At 46.4% G+C, this 22074-nt stretch carries 25 protein-coding genes; 13 read left to right on the top strand and 12 right to left on the bottom strand.

The window, feature by feature from the left end; translation table 11 throughout:
- Window positions 1-7: 7 nt before the first annotated feature.
- Window positions 8-1228 (bottom strand): glycoside hydrolase family 10 protein, encoded by a 1221-nt coding sequence (locus tag H6F98_RS22820; protein ID WP_192221014.1) that lies wholly within the window; start codon window positions 1226-1228, stop codon window positions 8-10.
- Between the two features lie 8 nt (window positions 1229-1236).
- Between H6F98_RS22820 and H6F98_RS22815 the strand changes: the two genes are divergently transcribed.
- A complete protein-coding gene (locus H6F98_RS22815) occupies window positions 1237-1377 on the top strand; it encodes a hypothetical protein (protein ID WP_192221013.1) in 141 nt (46 codons plus the stop codon).
- 102 nt (window positions 1378-1479) lie between these two features.
- Here H6F98_RS22815 and ilvB read toward each other — a convergent pair whose 3' ends face one another.
- Window positions 1480-3336 (bottom strand): biosynthetic-type acetolactate synthase large subunit, encoded by a 1857-nt coding sequence (gene ilvB, locus H6F98_RS22810; protein WP_192221012.1) that lies wholly within the window; start codon window positions 3334-3336, stop codon window positions 1480-1482.
- Window positions 3337-3782: 446 nt separating this feature from the next.
- On the opposite strand from ilvB, the gene H6F98_RS22805 reads away from it, so the two are divergent.
- The 4 genes from H6F98_RS22805 (at window position 3783) to H6F98_RS22790 (ending at window position 6261) form a co-directional block, all read left to right on the top strand.
- Window positions 3783-4505, top strand: a complete 723-nt coding sequence (locus H6F98_RS22805; RefSeq protein WP_192221011.1) for a pyridoxine 5'-phosphate synthase — start codon at window positions 3783-3785, stop codon at window positions 4503-4505.
- Window positions 4506-4623: 118 nt separating this feature from the next.
- A complete protein-coding gene (locus tag H6F98_RS22800; protein ID WP_192221010.1) occupies window positions 4624-4953 on the top strand; it encodes an MgPME-cyclase complex family protein in 330 nt (109 codons plus the stop codon).
- Window positions 4954-5292: 339 nt separating this feature from the next.
- Window positions 5293-5862, top strand: a complete 570-nt coding sequence (locus H6F98_RS22795; RefSeq protein ID WP_199348829.1) for a hypothetical protein — start codon at window positions 5293-5295, stop codon at window positions 5860-5862.
- A 180-nt stretch (window positions 5863-6042) separates the two neighbouring features.
- Window positions 6043-6261 (top strand): hypothetical protein, encoded by a 219-nt coding sequence (locus tag H6F98_RS22790; protein ID WP_192221009.1) that lies wholly within the window; start codon window positions 6043-6045, stop codon window positions 6259-6261.
- 210 nt (window positions 6262-6471) lie between these two features.
- On the opposite strand, the gene H6F98_RS22785 is transcribed toward H6F98_RS22790, so the two are convergent.
- From H6F98_RS22785 to folD, 3 genes are all read right to left on the bottom strand, one after another.
- Window positions 6472-6933: a divergent PAP2 family protein gene (locus tag H6F98_RS22785; RefSeq protein WP_192221008.1), complete on the bottom strand. Its 462-nt coding sequence runs from the start codon at window positions 6931-6933 to the stop codon at window positions 6472-6474.
- A gap of 154 nt (window positions 6934-7087) precedes the next feature.
- Window positions 7088-8017 carry a geranylgeranyl diphosphate synthase CrtE gene (gene crtE / locus H6F98_RS22780; RefSeq protein ID WP_192221007.1) on the bottom strand — a complete coding sequence of 310 codons (930 nt, stop codon included), beginning with the start codon at window positions 8015-8017 and terminating at the stop codon, window positions 7088-7090.
- An 81-nt stretch (window positions 8018-8098) separates the two neighbouring features.
- Window positions 8099-8980 (bottom strand): bifunctional methylenetetrahydrofolate dehydrogenase/methenyltetrahydrofolate cyclohydrolase FolD, encoded by an 882-nt coding sequence (gene folD, locus H6F98_RS22775; RefSeq protein ID WP_192221006.1) that lies wholly within the window; start codon window positions 8978-8980, stop codon window positions 8099-8101.
- A 268-nt stretch (window positions 8981-9248) separates the two neighbouring features.
- On the opposite strand from folD, the gene H6F98_RS22770 reads away from it, so the two are divergent.
- From H6F98_RS22770 to H6F98_RS22750, 5 genes are all read left to right on the top strand, one after another.
- Window positions 9249-9710, top strand: a complete 462-nt coding sequence (locus H6F98_RS22770; RefSeq protein ID WP_192221005.1) for a hypothetical protein — start codon at window positions 9249-9251, stop codon at window positions 9708-9710.
- The gene (locus H6F98_RS22765; protein WP_192221004.1) at window positions 9691-10155 is read left to right on the top strand and encodes an NUDIX hydrolase; all 465 of its coding nucleotides are present in this window, start codon (window positions 9691-9693) and stop codon (window positions 10153-10155) included. Before H6F98_RS22770 ends, H6F98_RS22765 begins: the two co-directional genes overlap by 20 nt.
- Before the next feature lie 247 nt (window positions 10156-10402).
- Window positions 10403-11515, top strand: coding sequence for a tetratricopeptide repeat protein (locus H6F98_RS22760; protein ID WP_192221003.1), 1113 nt, complete (start codon window positions 10403-10405; stop codon window positions 11513-11515).
- A 396-nt stretch (window positions 11516-11911) separates the two neighbouring features.
- Window positions 11912-12670 carry a bifunctional 2-polyprenyl-6-hydroxyphenol methylase/3-demethylubiquinol 3-O-methyltransferase UbiG gene (ubiG, locus tag H6F98_RS22755; RefSeq protein WP_192221002.1) on the top strand — a complete coding sequence of 253 codons (759 nt, stop codon included), beginning with the start codon at window positions 11912-11914 and terminating at the stop codon, window positions 12668-12670.
- A 405-nt stretch (window positions 12671-13075) separates the two neighbouring features.
- The gene (locus H6F98_RS22750; RefSeq protein ID WP_192221001.1) at window positions 13076-13663 is read left to right on the top strand and encodes an HdeD family acid-resistance protein; all 588 of its coding nucleotides are present in this window, start codon (window positions 13076-13078) and stop codon (window positions 13661-13663) included.
- Between the two features lie 133 nt (window positions 13664-13796).
- Here H6F98_RS22750 and H6F98_RS22745 read toward each other — a convergent pair whose 3' ends face one another.
- The 6 genes from H6F98_RS22745 to H6F98_RS22720 form a co-directional block, all read right to left on the bottom strand.
- Complete coding sequence (locus tag H6F98_RS22745; RefSeq protein ID WP_192221000.1) at window positions 13797-14210, bottom strand: hypothetical protein; 414 nt, start codon at window positions 14208-14210, stop codon at window positions 13797-13799.
- Window positions 14211-14281: 71 nt separating this feature from the next.
- A complete protein-coding gene (gene mug, locus H6F98_RS22740) occupies window positions 14282-14836 on the bottom strand; it encodes a G/U mismatch-specific DNA glycosylase (RefSeq protein ID WP_192220999.1) in 555 nt (184 codons plus the stop codon).
- Between the two features lie 213 nt (window positions 14837-15049).
- The gene (locus H6F98_RS22735; RefSeq protein WP_192221038.1) at window positions 15050-15613 is read right to left on the bottom strand and encodes a Uma2 family endonuclease; all 564 of its coding nucleotides are present in this window, start codon (window positions 15611-15613) and stop codon (window positions 15050-15052) included.
- A 132-nt stretch (window positions 15614-15745) separates the two neighbouring features.
- Window positions 15746-16345, bottom strand: coding sequence for a DJ-1/PfpI family protein (locus tag H6F98_RS22730; protein WP_192220998.1), 600 nt, complete (start codon window positions 16343-16345; stop codon window positions 15746-15748).
- A 195-nt stretch (window positions 16346-16540) separates the two neighbouring features.
- On the bottom strand, window positions 16541-16675 hold the full coding sequence (locus tag H6F98_RS22725; RefSeq protein WP_192220997.1) for a Photosystem I reaction center subunit IX: 135 nt from the start codon (window positions 16673-16675) through the stop codon (window positions 16541-16543).
- Window positions 16676-16715: 40 nt separating this feature from the next.
- On the bottom strand, window positions 16716-17225 hold the full coding sequence (locus H6F98_RS22720; protein ID WP_192220996.1) for a Photosystem I reaction center subunit III: 510 nt from the start codon (window positions 17223-17225) through the stop codon (window positions 16716-16718).
- 147 nt (window positions 17226-17372) lie between these two features.
- Between H6F98_RS22720 and tsaD the strand changes: the two genes are divergently transcribed.
- Entirely contained in the window at window positions 17373-18413 is a 1041-nt protein-coding gene (gene tsaD / locus H6F98_RS22715; protein WP_192220995.1) for a tRNA (adenosine(37)-N6)-threonylcarbamoyltransferase complex transferase subunit TsaD, read from the top strand.
- A gap of 97 nt (window positions 18414-18510) precedes the next feature.
- Here the strand turns inward: tsaD and H6F98_RS22710 are convergent, their stop codons facing one another.
- On the bottom strand, window positions 18511-20562 hold the full coding sequence (locus tag H6F98_RS22710) for an elongation factor G (protein ID WP_192220994.1): 2052 nt from the start codon (window positions 20560-20562) through the stop codon (window positions 18511-18513).
- Window positions 20563-20792: 230 nt separating this feature from the next.
- Between H6F98_RS22710 and H6F98_RS22705 the strand changes: the two genes are divergently transcribed.
- Both H6F98_RS22705 and H6F98_RS22700 read left to right on the top strand, forming a co-directional pair.
- The gene (locus H6F98_RS22705) at window positions 20793-21818 is read left to right on the top strand and encodes a lipopolysaccharide assembly protein LapB (protein WP_192220993.1); all 1026 of its coding nucleotides are present in this window, start codon (window positions 20793-20795) and stop codon (window positions 21816-21818) included.
- A 1-nt stretch (window position 21819) separates the two neighbouring features.
- Window positions 21820-22056 (top strand): hypothetical protein, encoded by a 237-nt coding sequence (locus H6F98_RS22700; protein WP_192220992.1) that lies wholly within the window; start codon window positions 21820-21822, stop codon window positions 22054-22056.
- The last annotated feature ends 18 nt before the right edge of the window (window positions 22057-22074 follow it).

Raw genomic sequence — 22074 nt, 5'->3', positions numbered from 1 at the left:
ATTGATATTATTTCATTGCTAAGCGGGAAGCCGGGAAGTTGAAGAGAGATTGAAAGTTAGATTGCCGCTCTGTAATGGGTTCTGGTGAATTCTCCCAAAGGCTTTCATAGTAGAAGAACGATACACCCAATCCGCGATCGCGTGCTGTCAGAACCTTGCTCTGAATCAGTGGCATCGCAACTGGCTTATTTCTTAAGCCTGTTAGCACACCAACTCCGGTTGGAATCTTTTGTTGCACCTCTTGAATTTCAGGACGGGTAATCTGGTTGATAAAACTTTGCAAATCAGGACGATAAACTTGCACAATTAGCTCATCTACAATATCCTGACGCACCCAAGTCAGCCAGTCTTGTAGGTAAGTATTGTAAGCAGTGACATAGGGATTAGGGGAAACGGAGAATATTGCATTGGGCTTTCTCTGTTTTACAGCTTGGTTGAGTTGGGTCATGAACGCCGTAATTTTATCAGCCCGCCACCGCACCCATTCGGGATCTTGAGGATTAGCAGGTGCATCTTTCTTGGTTTCCTGTTTATACAAAGCCAGTGTGTAGCGATCATAGCCAAATACATTGGGTAAGCTGGTGTGATCGTCAAACTGAATGCCATCAACATCATATTTGGTAACGGCTTCTAGCACGAGATCGGTGATGAACTTCTGCACCTCTGGCAGGAAGGGATTGAGCCACACCACTTCACCTGCTGCACTAATCCAAGTTTGGTTACCATCCCGCTGTTGCGTCAGCCACTCCGGATGATTTAATGCCAGTTCCGATGTAGCAGGAGTCATGAAGCCGAACTCAAACCAGGGAATTACGAGCAACCCTTGGCGATGGGATTGAGTAATCAGATCAGCGAGGATATCTTGCCCCTGCAAGCCTTTGCGAACAAATGGTTGAATCTCTGCCCGTTGAGCTACAGTACTCGGATACAGCACATAGCCAGAATTCCACACCACTGGATAGATCGTATTGAGGTTCAACCGTGCTAGTTGACTCACAGCCTCTTGCATTTTGGAGCGATCGCTGAGAACGTCATAGTCATTTTTCGTCATCCAAACCCCGCGAATTTCCTGAAGGGGTTGCGGTGTTGTTGCCTCTGGTAGTGCGCTTTGTGCGATCGCAGAGGTAGGGGTGCTAGCGAACAATACTGTTATAAATAATCCCAGCAAGAGTAAGGAAAGATACTTAAGGAATCGCCACCAACCTCTGGGCATAAAACGCAATTTCATAGGCTTGAATGATCAAGGAGTTATCCTACCACGCGATTGCCGTTGGCATAGCCCAAGAGGCGATCGCTGATCTGGACGATGAAATGAATTATTCATCCAGGTATTTATATCTACTAAAGATTGAGTTAATTGCAGGACTTATTCCATGAGTAATATTGATGGTTGTCATAGAGAAACTTGAGCATAAAAAAGCCCCTGCCAATGGTAGGGGCTTTTTTAACGTGAGAACAGCTCACTTAAGCTTGGTCAAGTCACAGTTTTGTGCCGCAATCAGGACAGAACTTGTTACTCCCAATGTTTTTTGCTCCACAGCTACTGCAATAGACTAGCTCTGTGACTTCAATTTTGTTACGTTCTGGAAGTCCTATCATCTGAGCATTGCTCTTGCCAGGAGCGACCATTGGGTAACAGTTCTCGTTTCTGTTGACTCGGATATCTGCTAGTACTGGGCCATCATGAGCGAGGATTTCGGCGATCGCATCCTTGAGTTCATCCCGGTTCTCAATCAACATCCCCTTAATGCCATACGCCTCTGCTAGTTTCACAAAGTCTGGCATCCCAACTTCCATATTTGAGGAAGAATAACGCTCTCCGTGGAATGCCTCCTGCCACTGGCGCACCATGCCCTGCCAAGCGTTGTTGATAATTACCGTCTTCACGTTGATACCGAACTGTGCCAAAGTCCCCAATTCCTGGATATTCATCTGGATACTGGAATCACCAGCAATACAGATCACTTGTTCATTTGGTAACGCTACCTTGACTCCCATAGCGGCCGGTAACCCAAAGCCCATTGTTCCCAAACCAGCACTGGAAATCCAACGGCGTGGCCCATTCTTGAGGAACTGTGCTGACCACATCTGATGCTGACCCACATCGGTTGTGTAGTAAGCATCCGGTGCCTGACAAGCCAACTCGACAATCACCTCTTGGGGCGACAAGCGATCGGGATATTGAGGCACTTGTAGAGGATAATCCTCACGCCAACGGTTGATTCGTTGCAACCACTCCCTCGTTTGGTTTGGTTCTGCGGGAATATCCACTTCCTCGTACCGACGCAATAGGTCAAGCAATACCTGCCGCACATCACCCACAATTGGTACTTCGGGTGCGCGGTTTTTGCCTACTTCAGCGGGGTCAATGTCGATGTGAATCACCTTGGCACGGGAGGCAAATTCATCCAGTTTGCCAGTCACCCGGTCATCAAAACGTGCGCCGACAGCAATCAGTAAGTCACACTCACTCACGGCAAAGTTGGCGTAAGCTGTACCATGCATTCCCAGCATTCCGACAGCTAGGGGATGAGACTCCTCAAAGGAACCCTTTCCCATTAGGGTTGTCGTCACCGGAATTTGGAAGATCTCTGCCAGTTGACGCAATTCGCTGTACGCATTCGCTGCGATCGCACCACCGCCTACATAAAGTAGTGGCCGTCGTGCTTGACGAATTAAATTCAATGCTTGGTTAATTTGGCGAGGATTTCCCTTCACCGTTGGACGATAGCCTGTTAATCTAACCGTATCTGGTTCGACTGGCTCGTAGTCAAATTCTTCTAAACCGACATCCTTGGGAACATCAACCAAAACTGGCCCCGGACGTCCTGAGCTAGCGATGTGGAAGGCTTCCGCTACAATTCGCGCCATATCCCTTGGGTCACGCACAACATAAGAGTGCTTCACAATAGGCAGCGTGATGCCATAGATATCCGTTTCCTGAAAGCCGTCACTACCAATCACAGTACGAGGCACCTGACCCGTCACAATCACCATAGGAATCGAGTCCATGTGAGCGGTAGCAATACCCGTAACCAGATTAGTCGCTCCGGGACCCGATGTCCCAAAACAAACACCGACCTTACCTGTCGCACGAGCATAAGCATCAGCCGCATGGGCACCTCCCTGCTCATGTCTCACTAGAATATGTTGGATTTCACCAGCGGCTTCCCACTGGTAAAGTTCGTCGTAAATTGGCAGAATTGCCCCACCGGGATAGCCAAAAATATGCTCTACACCATGGCGTCTGAGACTGTCGATTAAGGCAAATGCTCCTGTCCGGCGACTGATGGTTTTTGGTTGAACTTCTCGTTTGGTGATGCTTGGGGAACGCACGATTTAGGTAACCTCGTAAATAACTAAGGGTTTATTTTAAGTTTTGTATCTAAGAATGCATCATTGAATTTTCGGTTAATGCTACAGTCTACTGAATTGTGGGCTAGTGTTTCAGTGTAGTAGTGATACTAATCACGAGAAAATATACTTAGAAACTGAAAGCTTTCGCTTTTCAGACAGAAAGCTTTATTCTTGTTTAATTTATCAGATTTAGCTGAATCAGCAGAAGCCGCACGTCTCAACCCTCTCTTGGTGAGCGTGGGATGAAATACGCGGTTTCTCGTAGGAACGGAGATATCCAAGCGGACAGACCCCGTGAACTAGGTAGGTTGCGATCGCTCTTGTTTAGTTTGAAGTTAGCAAGTCACAACAAACCTCGGCAACGGTCGTGTTTCAGGTAAGATAGAGGGCTGTAGACTCCAGAAGAGTTTAGGGGAAGAACGTAAGTGCTGACACTTGGTGTCAATATTGACCACATCGCCACGATTCGGCAAGCAAGGCGTACAGTGGAACCCGATCCAGTTGCGGCGGCTGTGTTGGCAGAACTAGCTGGTGCCGATGGTATTACCGTACATCTGCGGGAAGATCGGCGCCACATCCAAGACCGGGATGTTCGCTTATTGCGACAGACGGTGCGAACTCACTTGAATTTGGAGATGGCACCCACTGATGAAATGGTAGCGATCGCGCTTGACATTAAACCCGACTACGTTACCCTTGTTCCTGAAAAACGGGAGGAGGTAACAACGGAAGGAGGACTAGATGTTGCGAGTCAAAGTCAGCGGCTAAGTGAGATGGTTACTAAATTGCAAGAAGCCGATATTCCCGTTAGCTTGTTTATTGATGCTGACCTAGCACAAATTGATGCAGCCGCTCAAATGAACGCCAAATTCATTGAACTGCATACAGGTTCCTATGCTGAGGCAACGGATGAGGCAAGTCGAGAAAAGGAACTAGCAATACTCGCAAAAGGATGTGAATACGCGATCGCATCGGGCATACGAGTCAATGCGGGTCATGGTCTTACTTACTGGAACGTCTATCCTGTCGCTTGCCTCGAAGGCATGGAAGAACTCAACATTGGTCATAGCATTATTTCTAGATCCGTACTTGTTGGTCTAGAACGGGCTGTCCGAGAAATGAAACAAGCGATGTGGGGAAAGTTATAGCAGAAAGCTTTCAGCTATCAGCCATCAGCTTTTTTGCTTTCCTGACTCCAACGCTGTTTCACAACTTTTAGATGTACCTGAATGACAACCAACAACCAACAACCAACAACTTTTGCCAATGCAAACCTACTACTACGTTTTAGCAAGTCAACACTTCCTGACGGAAGAAGAACCCATTGATGAAGTGCTTAAAGAACGCACAAGGCACTATCACGAACAGGAAAAAGAAATTGACTTTTGGCTAGTCAAACAACCTGCTTTCCTGGAGGCACCCCAGATGACACAAGCCAAGCAAGAATGCCCCCAACCCGCAGCCGCGATAATTTCTACCAATCCTCAGTTCATCACCTGGTTAAAGCTGCGCTTAGAATTTGTCAAAACTGGCGAATTTCAAGCCCCATCTGATACGATACCTGACCCCCTTGGTTCTTTTGCCTCCGTATCTTGACCAGCTAAGACGAGGCGTGTAGAGGACATAACGAGTTAAGCGTCGTGAAAGAGATAGCTGTCGTCATAAAGGTTAGGACAGATTTAACGGTTCAAACGACCACGTACTAGTAATAAACCTTCTGCCTTTTGCCTTTTGCTATATAGCCTTATTCTTATTCAGTTAGGTCTTGCTAAGTAGGTGGACATAATTAAGCACAACAAAAAACCTAACCCTCCAGCCCCCTTCCCTAGCAGCGTAGGAGAACTTCGGTTCCCCTCTCCTTGCAGGAGAGGGGTTAGGGGAGAGGTCAGCATCTTACACTTAATTGCGTCTACCTACTTAGCACTTAGCAGTTTAATGAGTGGTGCAAACTCGGCAATGGCGCAACAACCTGTTTCTCCTTGCCAGCCGCCCCAGTCAGATGAGTATCTTTTATTAGTACTTAGCCAGACATCAGAGAGGCATCAAGTCATTCAACAAACCTTGCCGCCAAACACTCAGTCTACCTTTTGTCAATATTTAGACGATACGGTGACACGCATTGGAGGGTTCCGGCAGCTTGAGGATGCAAACACTTGGGCACGCTATGTTAATGAGGTCGTCGGATTATCCGCGTATGTAGTTCGACCGACTGCGGCAACGTCAACGACGAGTTCCCGTGCTTACAATCCTCAGCCTCTAGGTGAGGGATATGCTGTGTTGGTTGATTACTTCAATCAGCCGGAAGTCGCCTCGGAGGTACGGCAGCTAATTGGCAGCGATGTAGGCTTGGTTTCCTATGGTCAACGCCCTTACTTATTAGCTGTGTATACCAGGAATCAGAGAGAGGCAAACTCGACCTTGCGTGAACTAAGCGATCGCGGTTTCTGGAGTATGGTTGTTGATAGTCGCCGAGTCACCTTACTTAGCCCAGTTGTCAATTTTTAAAACTGGCAAAAATACCGGAAGACTCAACTCCAGTCGTTGCATTGTGTAGACAGTTTAGCGGATAAATGCTAAGTCTTCTAAACTTTTTGAAATATTCACATTAGATGTGCCTTTACTCACAGCCAGCTTAATATTTTTTTTATAAACTGAGGGTAACTGAACAATCAACGGAAAGCAAACATGCTCACCGCTTCCAACAACATCATGCAAGAAGACTGGGTCAAACGCTGGCTCGATAGGCTTACTCCCAAGCAAAAAACATTAGTCATAGAAATTTTAGAAGACTCTAGCAAGCCTCAGACACCGACACCTGCGGCGATTTCCCTAGCTGATGCCGTAGTGACTGATGGTAACTCACGCAAGACTTTCTTCAACTCGAATCCAGTCTGCCCAGGATAAGCCGCAACTTGAATGCCCATTAGCTTAGTACGTTCAGCAAGTTGAGTCGTGGCATTTAAAGCTCTCAGAGGCTTGAAATTGCAAAATGAGTCTATCGTTTTAGCTCACAGGACAAAGGGAAAGGTTAAGGGCGATTACCTTTCACCCTTCCCCTTTCTCCCTTAACCTTTCGCAGTACCCCTCCACTCGTTAATCCCAATTGGGAAGTTTTCAAAACTGATAAGCCGGAGAGGCTAAACAGGAAATGGTAATGCCCAGTGCCAAGCCGACAATGACTTGAAAGGGTGTATGTCCTAGTAATTCCTTCAAACGGTCTTCGTTAAATTGTTTGCCTTCGGTGAACAGTTCATCAATGATTTGGTTAAGGATGCGAGCTTGTTTACCCGCTGCCTGACGAACACCAGCGGCATCATACATAACAATTACGGCAAAAAGTACCGCGATCGCAAATTCAGGACTAGCCCATCCTACCGTTTGCCCCACACCAGCCGCCAAAGCAGAAACTAGTGCCGAGTGGGCGCTGGGCATCCCACCCGTGGTGACAAGGACACGGAGATTAAATTTGCGGTTTTTGGTGAGTTCGACAAGAAGCTTGGAGAGTTGAGCAACCAGACAAGCGATGATTGCAACCAGCAGCACCTGATTATCTAATATGTCGCCAAAGTCCTGCATAGGGTTTTACTTGAAATTGAAACGATAAGTGTTAATTAAAGCAGGTGAGAATTAGGGATTGGGGATTAGCGATTAGGGAGACAACGGACAATGGGCATAGTAAAGAATCGTCCTTGTCCCAATTCCCAATTCCCAATTCCCAATTCCCAATCTCCTAATGAGTTCGTGTTGTAATAAAATCAGCGATCGCATTAAGGGGTTGTGCCTTCTCTTTAAAAGGTTCCAACTCAGCTTTTGCTGCCTCTACCAACTCATTGGCTTTGGCTTTTGAGGCTTCTAGTCCCCAGAGGCTTGGATAGGTTGCCTTTTGTGCCAGGAGGTCTTTACCTGCAGTTTTCCCCAGTTCTTCCTGGGTGGCAGTAATATCTAGGATGTCATCAACAATTTGAAACGCTAACCCAATATTTTGGGCATAGCGAGAGAGTCGTTCAACCTCTGAGTCTGTTGCTCCACCTAAAATTCCCCCACAAACTACACAGGCTTCTAGCAACGCGCCAGTTTTGTGAGTATGAATATAAGTAAGGGTTTCTTCCTGAATATCTGGCTTTCCTTCCGATTCCAGGTCAACCACTTGGCCTCCCACTAATCCTGAAGCGCTCACCGCCCTACCTAGCCGAGCAATTACCTGTAGTACTCGCCCTGCTGTGACATCCTGGGTTTGAGTAGCAATATACTCAAAGGCATAAGCTAACAAGCCATCTCCTGCCAGAATCGCAATGTCTTCACCATAAACCTTGTGATTGGTGAGTTTCCCCCGACGATAATCGTCATTATCCATTGCCGGGAGGTCATCATGAATTAATGACATGGTATGGATCATTTCCAACGCACAGGCAGTAGGCATCGCCATCTCAACGGTGCCACCCACTAACTCACATGTCGCAAGGCAAAGAATCGGACGCAACCGTTTACCCCCAGCGAGTAGGGAATAGCGCATTGCCTCGTAAATCTTTTCAGGGTAGGTGAGCGGGAGCGAAAGGTCGAGAGCTGCCTCGACTTGGATACACCGCTCTTTTAGGTAAGTTGATAAGTCAAAAGCAGGGGATTCCCCTTTGGGGGCAGGTCGCCCATCCGTCGCTACCATGCCTTAGTTCCTTGATGTTTTGTCACTGTCCTAACAATTCTACGGGGCTTGGGGTCTTTATGCGTGCGATTAACTCTCGCGCTAGCCGACAAAGTGCGATCGCGTATAGCTAAGCACAGTATTTTGTAACAGCATGGCAACAGTCATCGCTCCAACACCACCAGGCACAGGGGTAATAAATTGGGCAACTTCCCGAACTGCGTCAAAGTCAACATCCCCAACCAGGCGTGATTTCCCATCTTCATCAGTGATGCGATTGATCCCAACATCAATGACTACGGCTTTCGGCTTAACCATATCAGCCGTAATTAATCGAGGGCGTCCGACAGCAGCAATGAGGATGTCAGCATTCCGGGTAATCTCAGGGAGATTGTGCGATCGCGAGTGGGCGATTGTTACCGTCGCATCGGCTTCCAGAAGCATCAGCGCCAACGGCTTTCCCACCAAGATGCTGCGTCCGACAACAACTACCTGTTTGCCTTTTAAATCAATTTGGTACTCTCGCAACAGGCGCATTACACCAGCAGGCGTGCAACTGCGTAATCCAGTTTCCCCTCGGACTAAGCGCCCTAGATTAACGGGATGCAGTCCATCAGCATCTTTATCTGGATGAATTTGGTGCAGTAGGGAAACAGAATCTAAATGGTCAGGTAACGGGAGTTGAACAAGAATCCCATCCACGCGCTCATCTTGATTGAGAGCTTGAATCGTTTGCTCTAGTTCTACCTGGGACGTATTAGCCGGAAAATGGCGACCAAAAGAGGCGATCCCAACCTTGGCGCAGGCACGTTCTTTCCCTCGCACATAGGCGAGGCTGCCAGGGTTATCACCCACCATCAGCACGGCTAATCCAGGAGGGCGACCCGTTGCCGAGAGCAAAGGTTTGATCTGTTCTTGTAATTGTGTCTGAATTCGTTGAGCAAGGGCTTTACCATCGAGTAAGTAGGAGTGTGATGAGTCCATTGCAGTTGAAGGAGCGTTTTCTGAGGTACTTGGTGTCGTTCACGTTCAGCAGCTAGACATTAAACCATAACAGTTTCTCAGATTTCGCTCATTGGTTAAAAATGATTAACAAACGAGTTGTTCGTCAGAAAGTGGCAGCGTTGGGTATTCAAATTCTCAAAGCTCACGCTATAACCGTGTAAGCTGTTTAGCGTTGGGAGTAGTCACAGCAATGCAACATAGAGAGGCAAAAGGTAACCCCTCCCACTCTTCCTTGTCAACGGGGGGAATGTCAAAATCAATAGTGTTTTATCTTCTGCCGTTGTGCTTTGTTTTCTTTGGCGGAGGGCTAATTAGCTGTGGAAACTCAGCTCCCCTGAGTATGGGTGGGATTAGTCTGGGCGGTTTCAGAGGGAACATCACAAAGATCGGTGAAATCCCGAAAGATCAGAATGCTGTTGCTACAGTTTACCTCCAAGGTCAAGTCACCAATCGCGCTCCATTATTGGAAAATACTGCCTATAAGCTGGAGGATGATACTGGCACCATCTGGGTACTCACCAATCAATCTCCCCCGAATATCGGTGATGAAGTTGTGATCCAAGGTCAGGTGCAATTTCAAAGCATTCCTGTCGGTGGACAAGATTTAGGCGAAGTCTTTGTCCAAGAGCAGCAACAACTACAACGAAGAGCTGGACAACTGAGGCCATCACCACTCCCAGAGGAGCGTAATGAACAGCAAACCCCTTGAAGTAGCGATCGCAATCATTCACACCCCAGACCGCTTTTTGATGCAGCTACGAGATAATATCCCTGGCATCATCTATCCCGGTTGTTGGGGCTTTTTTGGCGGTCATCTCGACCCCGGTGAGACACCCGAAGAAGCCGTCAGGCGAGAATTACTAGAAGAAATTAGCTACAGCCCTCCTTGGATTTCAAAGTTTCATTGTTATCTGGATTCAGACGTGACTCGTCATGTTTTCCATGCTCCCCTAACAGTAGAGCTAAATCAACTGGTGCTAGGAGAAGGCTGGGATATGGGTTTGCTAACGCCTGATGAGATTAGGGCAGGAAGTTGTTATTCAGAAAAAGCAGGTCAGGCGCGACCTCTAGGACATCCTCACCAACGTATTCTGCTGGACTTTCTTGAAAAGGTAGAAAAAACGGATGGCAAGTCGATGCTTGTTGAGGGTTGACGGTTATTGGTTAACAGTATCTAACCGAGGCAAGGCTTCATGCCGAGCAAGCTTAGTATTTTTGCGTAAATAGAGAAAAAAGGAGTGATAAGACTAAAGCTACCTCGCTTTAATTGACTTTTGCAAAAAGTCTAGTAGTCATCAGGTCAGATTTAGCACATTGCATCTGCATATCCCTTGAAGGCTTGAGAGGTATAACCATTTAGATCACAGAATCTCTGAAGTCTGTAGAGGGAGAACTCGCACCATGCAAACTTATCTTAATCCTAAAGCTGAATTAGAGCGGCTGCATGAGCAGGGAGAAGAAAGCAACACGGTGCAGTCTTGTGGCTGTTGTTGTACCAGGCGGCATCAAGGCAAACGCGATCGCCAAAGCCAGCTACAGTCCGCCTTGAAGGAACTCCATCGAACTCTAGCAAATGCTCAAGCGAACAACGACCGTGAGAACCAAATCAACAGTCTCAGGGGTATAGGCTTAGTTCATTGCAATCTTGGAGAGTATGCTTGGGGTGTTAAGTGCCTAGAGCAAGCGTTGCAGATTGCCCAAGCGAACAAGAATCGCTCTAGCATTGCTGTCATTCTCAATTGTCTGGGGGCGGCTTATCGTCAGACTGGTCAAGAACGCAAAGCGCTAAAGGTTTATTTACAAGCGTTAGTGATTTATAAAGAAACCCGTGATGAGCATTGTGTTGCAAGAACCTTTAATCAGCTTGGGTCAGTTTATAGCTGTTTAGGTCAATTAGAGCAAGCACTCTTTTGCTCTCGTCAAGCGCTGAGCAAGTTTCAAAGCTTAGGTAATTCACCAACCGACGAAAGCGCTACTCTTTACACGATTGGGGAAATTTATTTACAACTCAATCGCCCTCGTCAAGCACTGGCTTTCTTCGAGCAAGGCTTAGCAATTTGCCAAAAAGTCAGCAACTACAAGGGCGAGGCAATCACCCTTGAGAGTATGGGCACAGCCTATGTCAGGCTGAACCAGGAACGGCAAGCTTTGCAGTCGTATCAGCAAGCCTTGGCGATTCGCAAGGTAGTTGGCACGTCAGCGAACGCTAAAGCAAGATGCCTGGATTACATTGGCGCAGTTCACTATAAGCTAGGCTACTTTCCTCAATCATTGGGGTATCACTTCCAAGCTTTAGGAATTTTGCAAGCCCACCACTACACAACCAGCAGTACGATGCTTCTAGATGACATTGCGGAGAGTGAAAGATTTCTCCAGCATCTAGTAACCGCTTATGACCGTCTCAATTTAGAGGCTCAAGGAGAGCAGTGTTATCAACAAGCCTTAGAAATTGTTAGAACCTTTGGCGATAACCCTAGTGAAGAAGCACTCAAGCATTTCTTTGAGCAGAGATAACAATCGGTTTAGATGATTCTGTTTTATTAACTTTTGACTCCATCAGCTTTAGAAACAATCTCGGCTTTAGTCATAGCTATTTTGCCTGGTCTTCTACCTAAAGGAAGGGGTTAACGTTGAGCAAATTGACACTCTAGGTACAAGACTTCCCATGAATTGCCTTCACAATAAATGATGAAAAATTTTCTCCCCTACCACCTATTTTCAAGAGAGTGATTGGGTGATAGGAGGGCGCTGGAAAATTATTAGTGTTTTTGATTACAAACTGACTTAACACTAGATCTATGCTTTCGGTAGAAGTTGGGTAAAGCTGTAAAATTTATTCTCTTTAATAAGAGCGGAAAAATCCTGCAAACAAAAAACAGCTAAGCTCTACAATTACACGCAGGCTAAAAGATGAAAAGGAATGATTTAGAATACTATGAGTTAAATGCTGAGAGCTGGTGGAAGGAAGGTGAAGCTCTAAATCTATCAGACCACTTTAATCAAACAAGGTTTGAATTTTTTAATAATTATATTCCGAATTGGAAAGGAATCAAGGCTTTAGACATTGGGTGCGGAGGGGGATTAGCCTGTGAGGTACTAGCTAAGTTAGGAGCTAAGGTATCAGGCATTGATTTATCTTTGAATTCAATTGAAACTGCACGAGAACACGCTAGAAATAATGGTTTGAAAATTGATTATCAGTGTGGAGCGGCTGAAGACCTCCCTTACTACGATAATACTTTTGATGTTGTTTTATGCTTTGATGTTTTAGAGCATGTTGGAGATTTGAAGAAAGTCCTTTCAGAAGCTTATAGGGTCTTGAACAAAAATGGAATTTTTTTATTTGATACAATTAACAGAACTTTTAAATCAAAGGTAATAATGATTTGGCTTTTAGAAGACCTTCTAAGGCAACTCCCACAAGGTCTTCATGACTGGAATAAGTTTATCAAACCCAATGAATTGAGCGAATTAATGGAAAGCATTGGCTTTTCAGATATTGTAATCAAAGGGTTTGACATAACGGATGGTACTAACTTTGAAACTCTTAAAAATATTGTCGCGAAGGGTTTAAGCAATCAAAGACAGGGTGAGAAACCTGAATTATTTAAAATCCAAATTAATGAGGACACTTCAGTTTGCTATATTGGCAAGACTGTTAAAAGATAACGTAAAAGCTATTCTACTTAATTTAATAGCTTAAAAATACAAGTTATTAGTCTTTCTTTTGATGGGATTTGTAAATATTTTTTATTCTCTTGATCACTCTCTATTTTAGCTCAAGCTATTAGGGCAAAACAAAAAGCAACTCAACTATTGATTGCAGACAAATTATTGGGTAATAGTAGATGCACAGAAGACGAGATTAGTCGTGCTGAACTGATTTCCAGGGAGCTTAGTATTCAAAATTAGGCCACTGAGAATCTGCCCTAAGTTTAATGTCTTTTGTATCAATACTCAATCAATAGAGAGAAGAAGCCTATTGAGGCAAAGTCTATCCTAGGATTGTGTACAGTTGTTAAGATTTTTTTTATCCTGAGTATAGGGTTAGATAAATACAAGGAAAAGATTTATATGACAAGCGACGTTTCAACTAATGTTCAGTCTAGTGACATCAAGAAGGAGATTAAAGGATCGCTCTGGATTGGCGCTCTTTTAATTGTTTTGGGGATTCTTGCGATCGTATCTCCTGCTTTCTCTACAATCGTTGCTGAGACTTGGATTGCTTTTATCCTTGTCTCTGCGGGAGTTAGCAAGCTAATCTATGCGTTTCAAACTCGCAATAATGATCAAGGCTTCATCTGGAAGCTGTCGTTGAGTGTTCTGTACATTGCAACGGGTGTGATGTTGTTTGTTTACCCCTTAACGGGTGTCCTGACGCTGACTTTGTTGCTCGGTAGCTTTTTGCTAACTGAAGGTGTGTTTGAGTTGATTCTTGCCTTCCGGTTACGTCCACAACAAAACTGGACATGGGCACTGGGTAACGGCATCATTACCCTGGTGCTGGGTGCAATGATTTGGTTTCAGTGGCCGTTTAATGCACCTTGGCTGATTGGTACTTTAGTTGGTATCAGCGTTCTCTTCACTGGCGTTTCACGAGTGATGCTGTCGTTGAATGCGCGTTCAGCCCTAAATCATGCTGACACAGCTACTTCAGCTTAAAATGCTGTGGTTTCGGGCATGATGTGAGCATCCCAAGGCAAGCATATTGGTATTGTGGGGGCGTAGCAGTGCGCCCCTGCTGATTTTGAGATGAATAGTAAGCTGCCTTTGCTTCTTTGGGCGAGTCACTCAGTTAACGGTCAGTCGTTAGCCACCTTGACACTTCTGCGTGCATGAGCGCAATGCCTGGATCGCGTTGAATAGCTTGATAGTAACGCTGCTCTCGATTCGTCCCTTCTTCTGTGGGAGAAACCAAGGAGCGCACTTCGTCTAACAACTCGTTGGCTCTGTCCAATGTTATCGGCTCCTTGGCACTCAAGGCTTCATCAATCTCAACGATAAATTGAGAGAATGGGCGCAGCCAGCTAAACCATTCATCTTCGAGAACAAGCTGAAAAAACTCTCCGTTTGACCGAATACGTCCGTAAAACTGCTCGTAGACATCTCGTTCTGAGTCGAGGAGTGCCTTATGAAGACGGAGCAGTGCAGCACGTACCTCGCGAAGGCGTTGGAATGAAAGATCGAGAGGAGAATAGCCTGAAGACATTGATAAGGATTGCGATCGCTACTCTCTTCATCATAATCGTGGTGTTCCTCCCTACGTAACTTGAACCAATCTTATAGTTCAACCGCCAATAGGAGTTCTCGATAGGTCTGTTTGAGAGCATCAAGTTGATAGTGGGCATTCAACCCACTGGGGTTGGGCAGTACCCAAATGGTTGCACCATGCAGCGAATCGCCTTGTCGTCCCATCACTGCCTTCGGTTGGTTGAATGCTGTGCGATATGCCCCAATCCCCAGTACAGCAAGAAACCGGGGTCGATAGTGCTGAACTTTGGCTGCCAACTGTTGTTGACCTGTAACGAGTTCTTCCGAGTTTAATTCATCAGCTCTTGCTGTTGCCCGTTCCACAATATTCGTAAGACCATATCCCCGTTGCAGGAGGTTGCGATCTTCAAAGGGTGTCAGCAATCGCTCACTGAAGCCTGCCCCATGTAAGGTTGGCCAGAAGCGATTGCCTGGACGTGCAAAGTGATGTCCCACGGCTGCACTATACAGACTGGGATTGATGCCGCAAAACAAGATGTGCAAGTCAGGCGCAATGATGTCTGGAATAGTCCCACCAACGGCAGCACGAATCTCGTCTTTTGTTGGTTTACGAACAGAGGTCATTTCTTTTTTTAAGGGGCGTTAGTGCGGCGTGTTGTAGCAATCATTCTCTTCAATTAAAAGGCGATCGCACTTTCTGTTCAATTCATCTGGATGCCCGCAACCAGGCAAACACTTGCTCAACCGTCAGATTCAAGGCGATATTCTGCGGGAGAGGTAAGCGATCGCACCCTTATCCTGTTTGGTGAAAGACGCGATAATTTTAAACTATCATCATCACTCCAATAGCCAACCAAACAACTCGCCTACTGTTAAGCGGAGTTCGCTAGCAAAGGAAGGCACGGGAAGCTGTTCTTCCACTGCGTCAAACACCTCTGGCTGTTGCTTTGGTCGGTAAACAAATATTGTCTGGTCGTCCGGGTCGATTAGCCAGCCCATTTGTGTCTCATACTTGAGGCTGTGCAGAATTTTTTTCGTGACTTTAGTAGCACTTTGGTCTGGAGATAGGATTTCAATTATCCAATCAGGAGCTAATTGGAATACATTGGCGACACCGCCATTTTCTTTACGAGGAATCCTTTCCCCTGTAAATATGGCTACATCTGGCACAATTGACTTGCCACCAAACGTACAACGGAGTTCTGGAAATGCTCTTGCAACTTTTTTGGGCTTAACAACAGCATTGATCGCAATAATCAGTTCACCTTGGATGGTGCTATGCTCTCCCTGGGGCATTGGCTTTTGTATAATTTGACCATCAACATACTCGTTGGCGGGTTCGGTTTCTGGTAACTTCAGAAACTCTTCCAAAGTCAAAGATTTAGGGGGTGTCTGTACCATTTGAGATTGGTTCGCTTTACGCTGAATGCCGATATAGCTGGGTAGGGTGGGCAATGCCCACCACAACCGTTGAAAGTTTATAGATTGAGTTCAACAATCCTCCTAGAACGCCCATCTAACCGGAAGATGGTACTATGCAGTAACCATTTCTTGTTGCTCAATTTTGGTTCCCAAAAGCTTCAAGAATTCTGCTAACCAGTTAGGATGTGCAAGCCATGCGGGTGCGGTTACCAGGTTGCCATCAACCATCGCCTCATCCGGTGGAATATGAACATAGAGTCCACCCGCACGGGTGACATCGGGGCCACAAGCGGGGTAAGCGGTGCAACTCTTGCCTTCGAGTACACCCGCTGCCGCTAAAACCTGCAATCCGTGGCAAATGGATGCAATCGGCTTCTTTGTCTCGGCAAAGTGACGGGTAATTTCGAGTACCTTGTCATTGAGGCGAATATATTCCGGCGCACGACCTCCAGGAATTACCAAGGCATCGTAGGAATCAGCGGTTATTTCATCAAATGTCGCGTTTAATTTGAAGTTGTGGCCTGGTTTTTCGCTGTAGGTTTGGTCACCTTCAAAGTCATGAACGGCTGTTCTTACTGTTTCTCCCGCTTTTTTATCAGGGCAAACTGCATGAACGGTATGTCCTACCATTTGTAATGCTTGGAAAGGTACCATCACCTCATAGTCTTCAACAAAGTCACCTACAAGCATTAAAATCTTCTTTCCAGTCATCTTTTTCTCACTTCTGGATAGTTCCAATAAAAAGCAAGCTACAGAAGCAACTTAAGCTCCTTATGACTATGCTATCTTAGACCGACATTTGTAATACATGAAACCCGCGATCGCTTTTCAACAATCACGGGTTTCAACCAACTCTAATTAGAAAACCTTGAAAGATGGCTTTTCTCAACGACTACTGTCAGAACCTTAGCCCAAAGAAAGTAGATCTGGGTAAAGGATATTTATTGCAATTAACAGCACAGCATGACCTGAGAGTAGAAGGATAAGCTGGACTGGTGCCAGGGAAAGCCAGGTAAGAAAATCATTTTGTTTTGCTGCCATGAACTCTTCTCCCAAAATTCAGTAAGTAAGTTAAACAAGATTAACGAGGTGAAACTGGAATTTCCTCTTCCTTAGCGGTTAGTTCACCAGAAAGGAATTCTTTGAGTGCTGCTAAGGGCCAAGTAAAGCCAGTTAACATGAATTTGAGGGCACGGGGCACATCAATGATGATTTCTTTCATTTCTGGATTAGGTTCTTTTCTGACCGATATCAGGTAAGAACGACCAACCCAACCAATCCAACCAGCGATGTAAAGAAATAGTAAGCCAGGGATGATAAATTCATCAGCATGGCTCAGGCTACCATCCGCAATGATGCGGGGTAAACCATCGGGGCCGCAAAGGAAGTTTTTGCTGTAATAGTCAAATCGGTTTTCTCCTGAACGGGGATCGCCAATAGTATCTTTAGCATCCTTAGCCCGTTGCTGAAAAGCTGGGGATTCACTGCATGGCACAAGTCCCGCTTTCGGTTCCGATGTGTTTGCTGAGGCTGCGGTTGTATAGGTAAACCACAGACTAACGGCAAAAATCAAAGCTAACAATCGACGCATGAAATATTTCCTTTTGTTACAAAACAAAAAGTTCTATGTACAAAAAAAGATGGAACTCTCTGTACATCCAAGCAATATTACTCCGATGGGTTAGCCTAGTAAAGTTTAATTAAATAAAAGTAGCCTTTTTATCAAGGTCATTCGCCAATGACTTGCGTGTTAGCGATAGAAACTAGTTGTGATGAAACAGCAGTAGCGATTGTTAAAAATCGTATCTGTTGTAGTAGTGTCGTTGCTTCTCAAATTTCGGTTCATCAACAGTATGGTGGAGTGGTACCGGAAGTGGCTTCACGCAGTCACGTCGAGGCGATTAATGAGGCGATCGCACAAGCGTTCCTTGAAGCTGAACTCGGCTGGGATGCAATTGATGGAATCGCGGCAACCTGTGCGCCCGGATTAGTCGGTGCCTTGCTAGTCGGTTTAACCGCCGCTAAAACCCTTGCCGTTGTCCACCAAAAGCCATTCCTCGGTGTCCATCATCTAGAAGGTCACATTTACGCGACCTATCTGAGTGAACCAGAGTTAGAGCCACCCTTCCTGTGTTTACTGGTTTCTGGTGGTCACACGAGCTTAATTTATGTCAAAGACTGTGGTCATTACGAAACGCTAGGAGAAACCCGAGATGATGCGGCAGGTGAAGCGTTTGATAAGGTAGCGCGATTGTTGAAGCTAGGCTATCCCGGTGGCCCAGTGATTGACCGCTTAGCCAAAGTTGGTAATCCCGCAGCCTTTCCCCTACCAGAAGGCAAGATTTCCCGTCCTGATGGCGGCTATCACCCCTATGACTCCAGTTTTAGCGGCTTGAAGACAGCAGTACTGCGCTTGGTACAGAAACTAGAGCAGGATACATCTGAGTTACCTGTCAATGACATTGCCGCTAGCTTCCAGGAAACCGTAGCGCGATCGCTTACCAAACGTGCGATCGCGTGTGCTTCGGATTATGGTCTGAACACGATTGCCGTTGGCGGTGGTGTTGCTGCCAACAGCGGATTGAGAAAGCATTTACAAGCGGCTGCCGCCAGTCATAACTTGCGGGTACTTTTCCCTCCCCTCAAATACTGTACTGACAACGCGGCGATGATTGGCTGTGCGGCGGCTGATCATCTTAGTCGAGGGCATACCTCTCCACTCACATTAGGAGTACAGTCGCGTCTCCCCCTCACTAGCGTTATGCAGCTTTATTCGTAGCAGGTTAAGCGTAGGAACAACTGGTAGTTTGTCCAGTAACCTCTGTAGGGGCGCAAACCTTGCGCCCCTACTCTACTGGTGCCCGATATTAGGCAGATTAACCGTTACCGTTGCTCATAGTTGCCAGCACGTTTTCCGCCAACTTGCCTGGAACTTCCTGGAGATGGTCGTATTGCCAGTGAAAGAACCCGACCCCTAGTGTGAGCGATCGCAATTCCACAATAAAGTCATGCATCTCTGCCTGTGGGAGATACCCAGACACACAGTCCCAACCTGGCCAATCAGAACGACCCTCATAGCCGAGAATTTGCCCACGACGTCCGGTGACGAGTTGCAGAACTTTCGAGGTATATTCCTTAGGCGCACATACCTGAATCGACATAATCGGCTCTAGGAGGGTTGGCTCACAATTGGGCATCCCTTCCGTCATCGCTAGCCGTGCTGCCTGCTTAAACGCTTGTTCAGAACTATCGACGCTATGGTAAGAGCCATTCGTCAGTGTCACAGCAACATCAACGACTGGGAAACCTAGGGGGCCATGTACTAAATACTCCCGAACGCCTATCTCGACACCAGGGATGTACTGCTTCGGAACAACACCACCCACAATCGATTGCGAGAAGTTAAAGCCCTCACCACGGGACAGGGGTTTGATGTCGAGGTGAACATCACCAAACTGTCCATGACCACCACTTTGGTGCTTGTAGCGTCCGTGAGAAGAGGTGGCTTTGCGGATCGTTTCTTTGTAGGGTACTCGCGGTAGGTGAGTACTCATCGGCAGGTTATATTTGCGCCGTAGTCGGTCTAGTGCAACCTGGAGATGAATTTCACCCTGTCCCCAGAGGATGATTTCGTGGGTGTCGCCATGTTGTTCCCAGGCAAGAGAGGGGTCTTCTTCCTGAAGCTTGGTTAATGCCCCACTAAGCTTCACTTCATCTTTGCGTTTCTCTGGTGCGATCGCTAATGCATAGACAGGTACAAGTGATTTAGCTTTGGGTAATGTAATCGCATTTCCATTCGTGGTTAGGGTTGTACTGGTTGAAATATCTTCCAAGCGTCCAAGTGCAACAATTTCACCCGCAGAGGCTTCCGAGATTGACTGTTGTTGCTGACCAAGCATACGGTACAAGCCACCAACACGAACACCATTGAGGATAATGCCATCTGTTAGCTGACCTTGCCACACACGCACGAGTGAGAGTTTGCCACCTTGAGGTGTGTAGTAGGTTTTTAGCACCTGGACAACAGCAGTTTTAGTGTCTCCAGCCAATCCTCGTCGTTCAGCCGTTGTCTCTGGCGTTGGCGCTTCCCGTAACAGTGCTTCAACTAACGGTCTTACTCCATAATCTTGCTCCGCCGCACCAATAAATACAGGCACAATTAAGTCTGCCCCCAATTCCATCTTCAGGTCTTGGAGGATTTCTTCTGTTGGTGGTTCAATTTCCTCTAATAGTTCTTCTAGCAGGTGGTCGTCAAAATTGGCTAACTCTTCTAGCATTTCGGCTCGTGCCGCCTTTTCCTGCTCTTGCAAGGATTCTGGCAGTGGCACAGGGTCAGCGGCGGCTCCAGGATGGTAATGGTAGGCTTGCTCACTGACTAAATCAATAAAACCAATTAGGTGTTCTCCTTTACCAATGGGGTACTGATGCGGCACTAGGGGGCGTGTTGAGACGGATTTTAGAGCATCCAGAACTTCTCGGTAAGGGTTACCACAGGCATCACCATCACAAGTGAGCCGATCCATTTTGTTGATGAAGACGAGGTGCGGGATTTCCCAATCGTCGAGGAATTTAAATAAAGGAGCAAGTGTGAGGACGCGATCGCTTACAGGTTCACAAACGACTACAGCCGCATCGACACCAATCAAAGCGTTGTAGGTTTCTTGGGTAAACTCTACAGAACCGGGACAATCTAAAAAGTTGAAGCAGATACCTTGATACTCTGTACTCGCCGCCGAGACTTCTACACTCATCGAGCGATCGCGTGCCTCTGCTGCACCATCGCCTACTGTGTTACCGTCCTTGATGCTGCCTTTCCGAGAAATCGCACCTGTGACGGACAGCAAACTTTCTAAAAGGGTTGTTTTACCACTTAAATACGGACCAACAATTGCTACATTACGTGTGGCAGAACTGACATTTTCGTTCATGATTCGCCCCCAGAATAATCTAATGTTGAGTGGCTTGGCATAAGCTTACGCCATAGCGACTGAATGCCCGACTACGAGTTGCCGATGCCAATATTTATATGGGATTAAAACTATCTGCCTGTGAGATTAGCGCGTTCTCACCTCAATACAACAATCCTTGCAATGTCTTGTAAGGGAAACTTCTTCAAAAATTAAGTTAGATTACTTGGAATGAATGACTTCTAACTTTTATGAATTTAAGCAACAACTGGAAACGAATTTGTTTCAAAATAAAGCAAGATTTTCCCCAAACAAGCTTAACATTTTTCAACAGAAAGCGACTCAATTTCCGCTTGTCCCATCCCGCCATCTCCCCATCCCGCCATCTCCCCATCTTCACCATTGGGTTGAGTTTACTGTTGTTTAATGGAGCGACGCTTAGTGCTGTTGCTATCGAACCCCTGGCACAGTCACTCCCGGCATTAAAACCGACACAACCTGCTGCGCTTGAGCAGCTTAATCAGGGACTGGCGCTAATTGAACAGGGTAAGTTGCCAGATGCGATCGCAGCTTTTCAACGGGCGGCTGAGCTGAACCCACAACTCGCCCCAGCCCATTACAACCTTGGCTTAGCCCTACGGCAAGCAGGGCAATTGCAAGCCTCAGCCGATGCCTTTTACCGCGCCACCCAGATAGATTCCAGCTTCGCGATGGCGTATGCCAATTTGGGGGCAGCGCTTTTGGAAGGCAATAATTTACCGCAGGCACGAGAGTACCTATCACGGGCACTGGAACTGGAACCTAATCTCGGTGTTGCTCATTACAACTATGGTTTGGTTCTTTCGCAGTTGGGAGAACAAGAAAAAGCGATCACAGCTTTCAAAAGTGCGATGCAGTTCAGCACAAATGCGCCAGAACCGGCATATCATTTAGGGTTGATTTATTTGCAACAAAGCAAAGTAAATGAAGCAAAAAAGTCATTTGAACAAGCAATTAAAATCAACTCTAAATATCCAGAAGCCCACTACAATCTTGGCTCAATTTTATTTAATGAGGGAAACTTCGATGCCGCTCTCGAAGCCTTCCGAAAAGCAGCCCAAAGTAACTCTAACTATGCCAATGCTTACTACGGAGCTGGCTTAGTATTCGTGCGTCAGAATCGCTGGAGTGATGCCCAAGAAGTTTTGCAATATGCCAAAGATCTCTACAGTAGTCAGGGCAATACTCAGTGGGCACGTCAAGCAGAAGAACTGCTCAATCAATTACCCAGCTCATAAGATGAAGCAACCACTGATACACAAAGGCGTTTTGTTCGCGGCGGATTATCGCGAACAAGATTCCCACCTCGCACTCGCTGTTACGCATGTTTCCTGTGCTCAGATTTGGTGTTACTTTTATCCCTTCAAAAGAATTACCTTAATTGATCCACTCCCACGGCTAGAAGCCGATGGGATTCAGGCATCAAGCAAGGATTGCAGTCTGAGACTGTCTTACATCCTCTACGCCAAAGGTTGAGATCCCAACCCTTTTAAG

Origin of the sequence: Microcoleus sp. FACHB-SPT15, assembly GCF_014849525.1 — a bacterium.
In the GTDB taxonomy this organism is placed as follows: Bacteria; Cyanobacteriota; Cyanobacteriia; order Cyanobacteriales; family Coleofasciculaceae; genus Symplocastrum; species Symplocastrum torsivum.
Note: the sequence above shows the minus strand (reverse complement) of the source record. Positions and strands in the feature narration are given on the sequence as shown.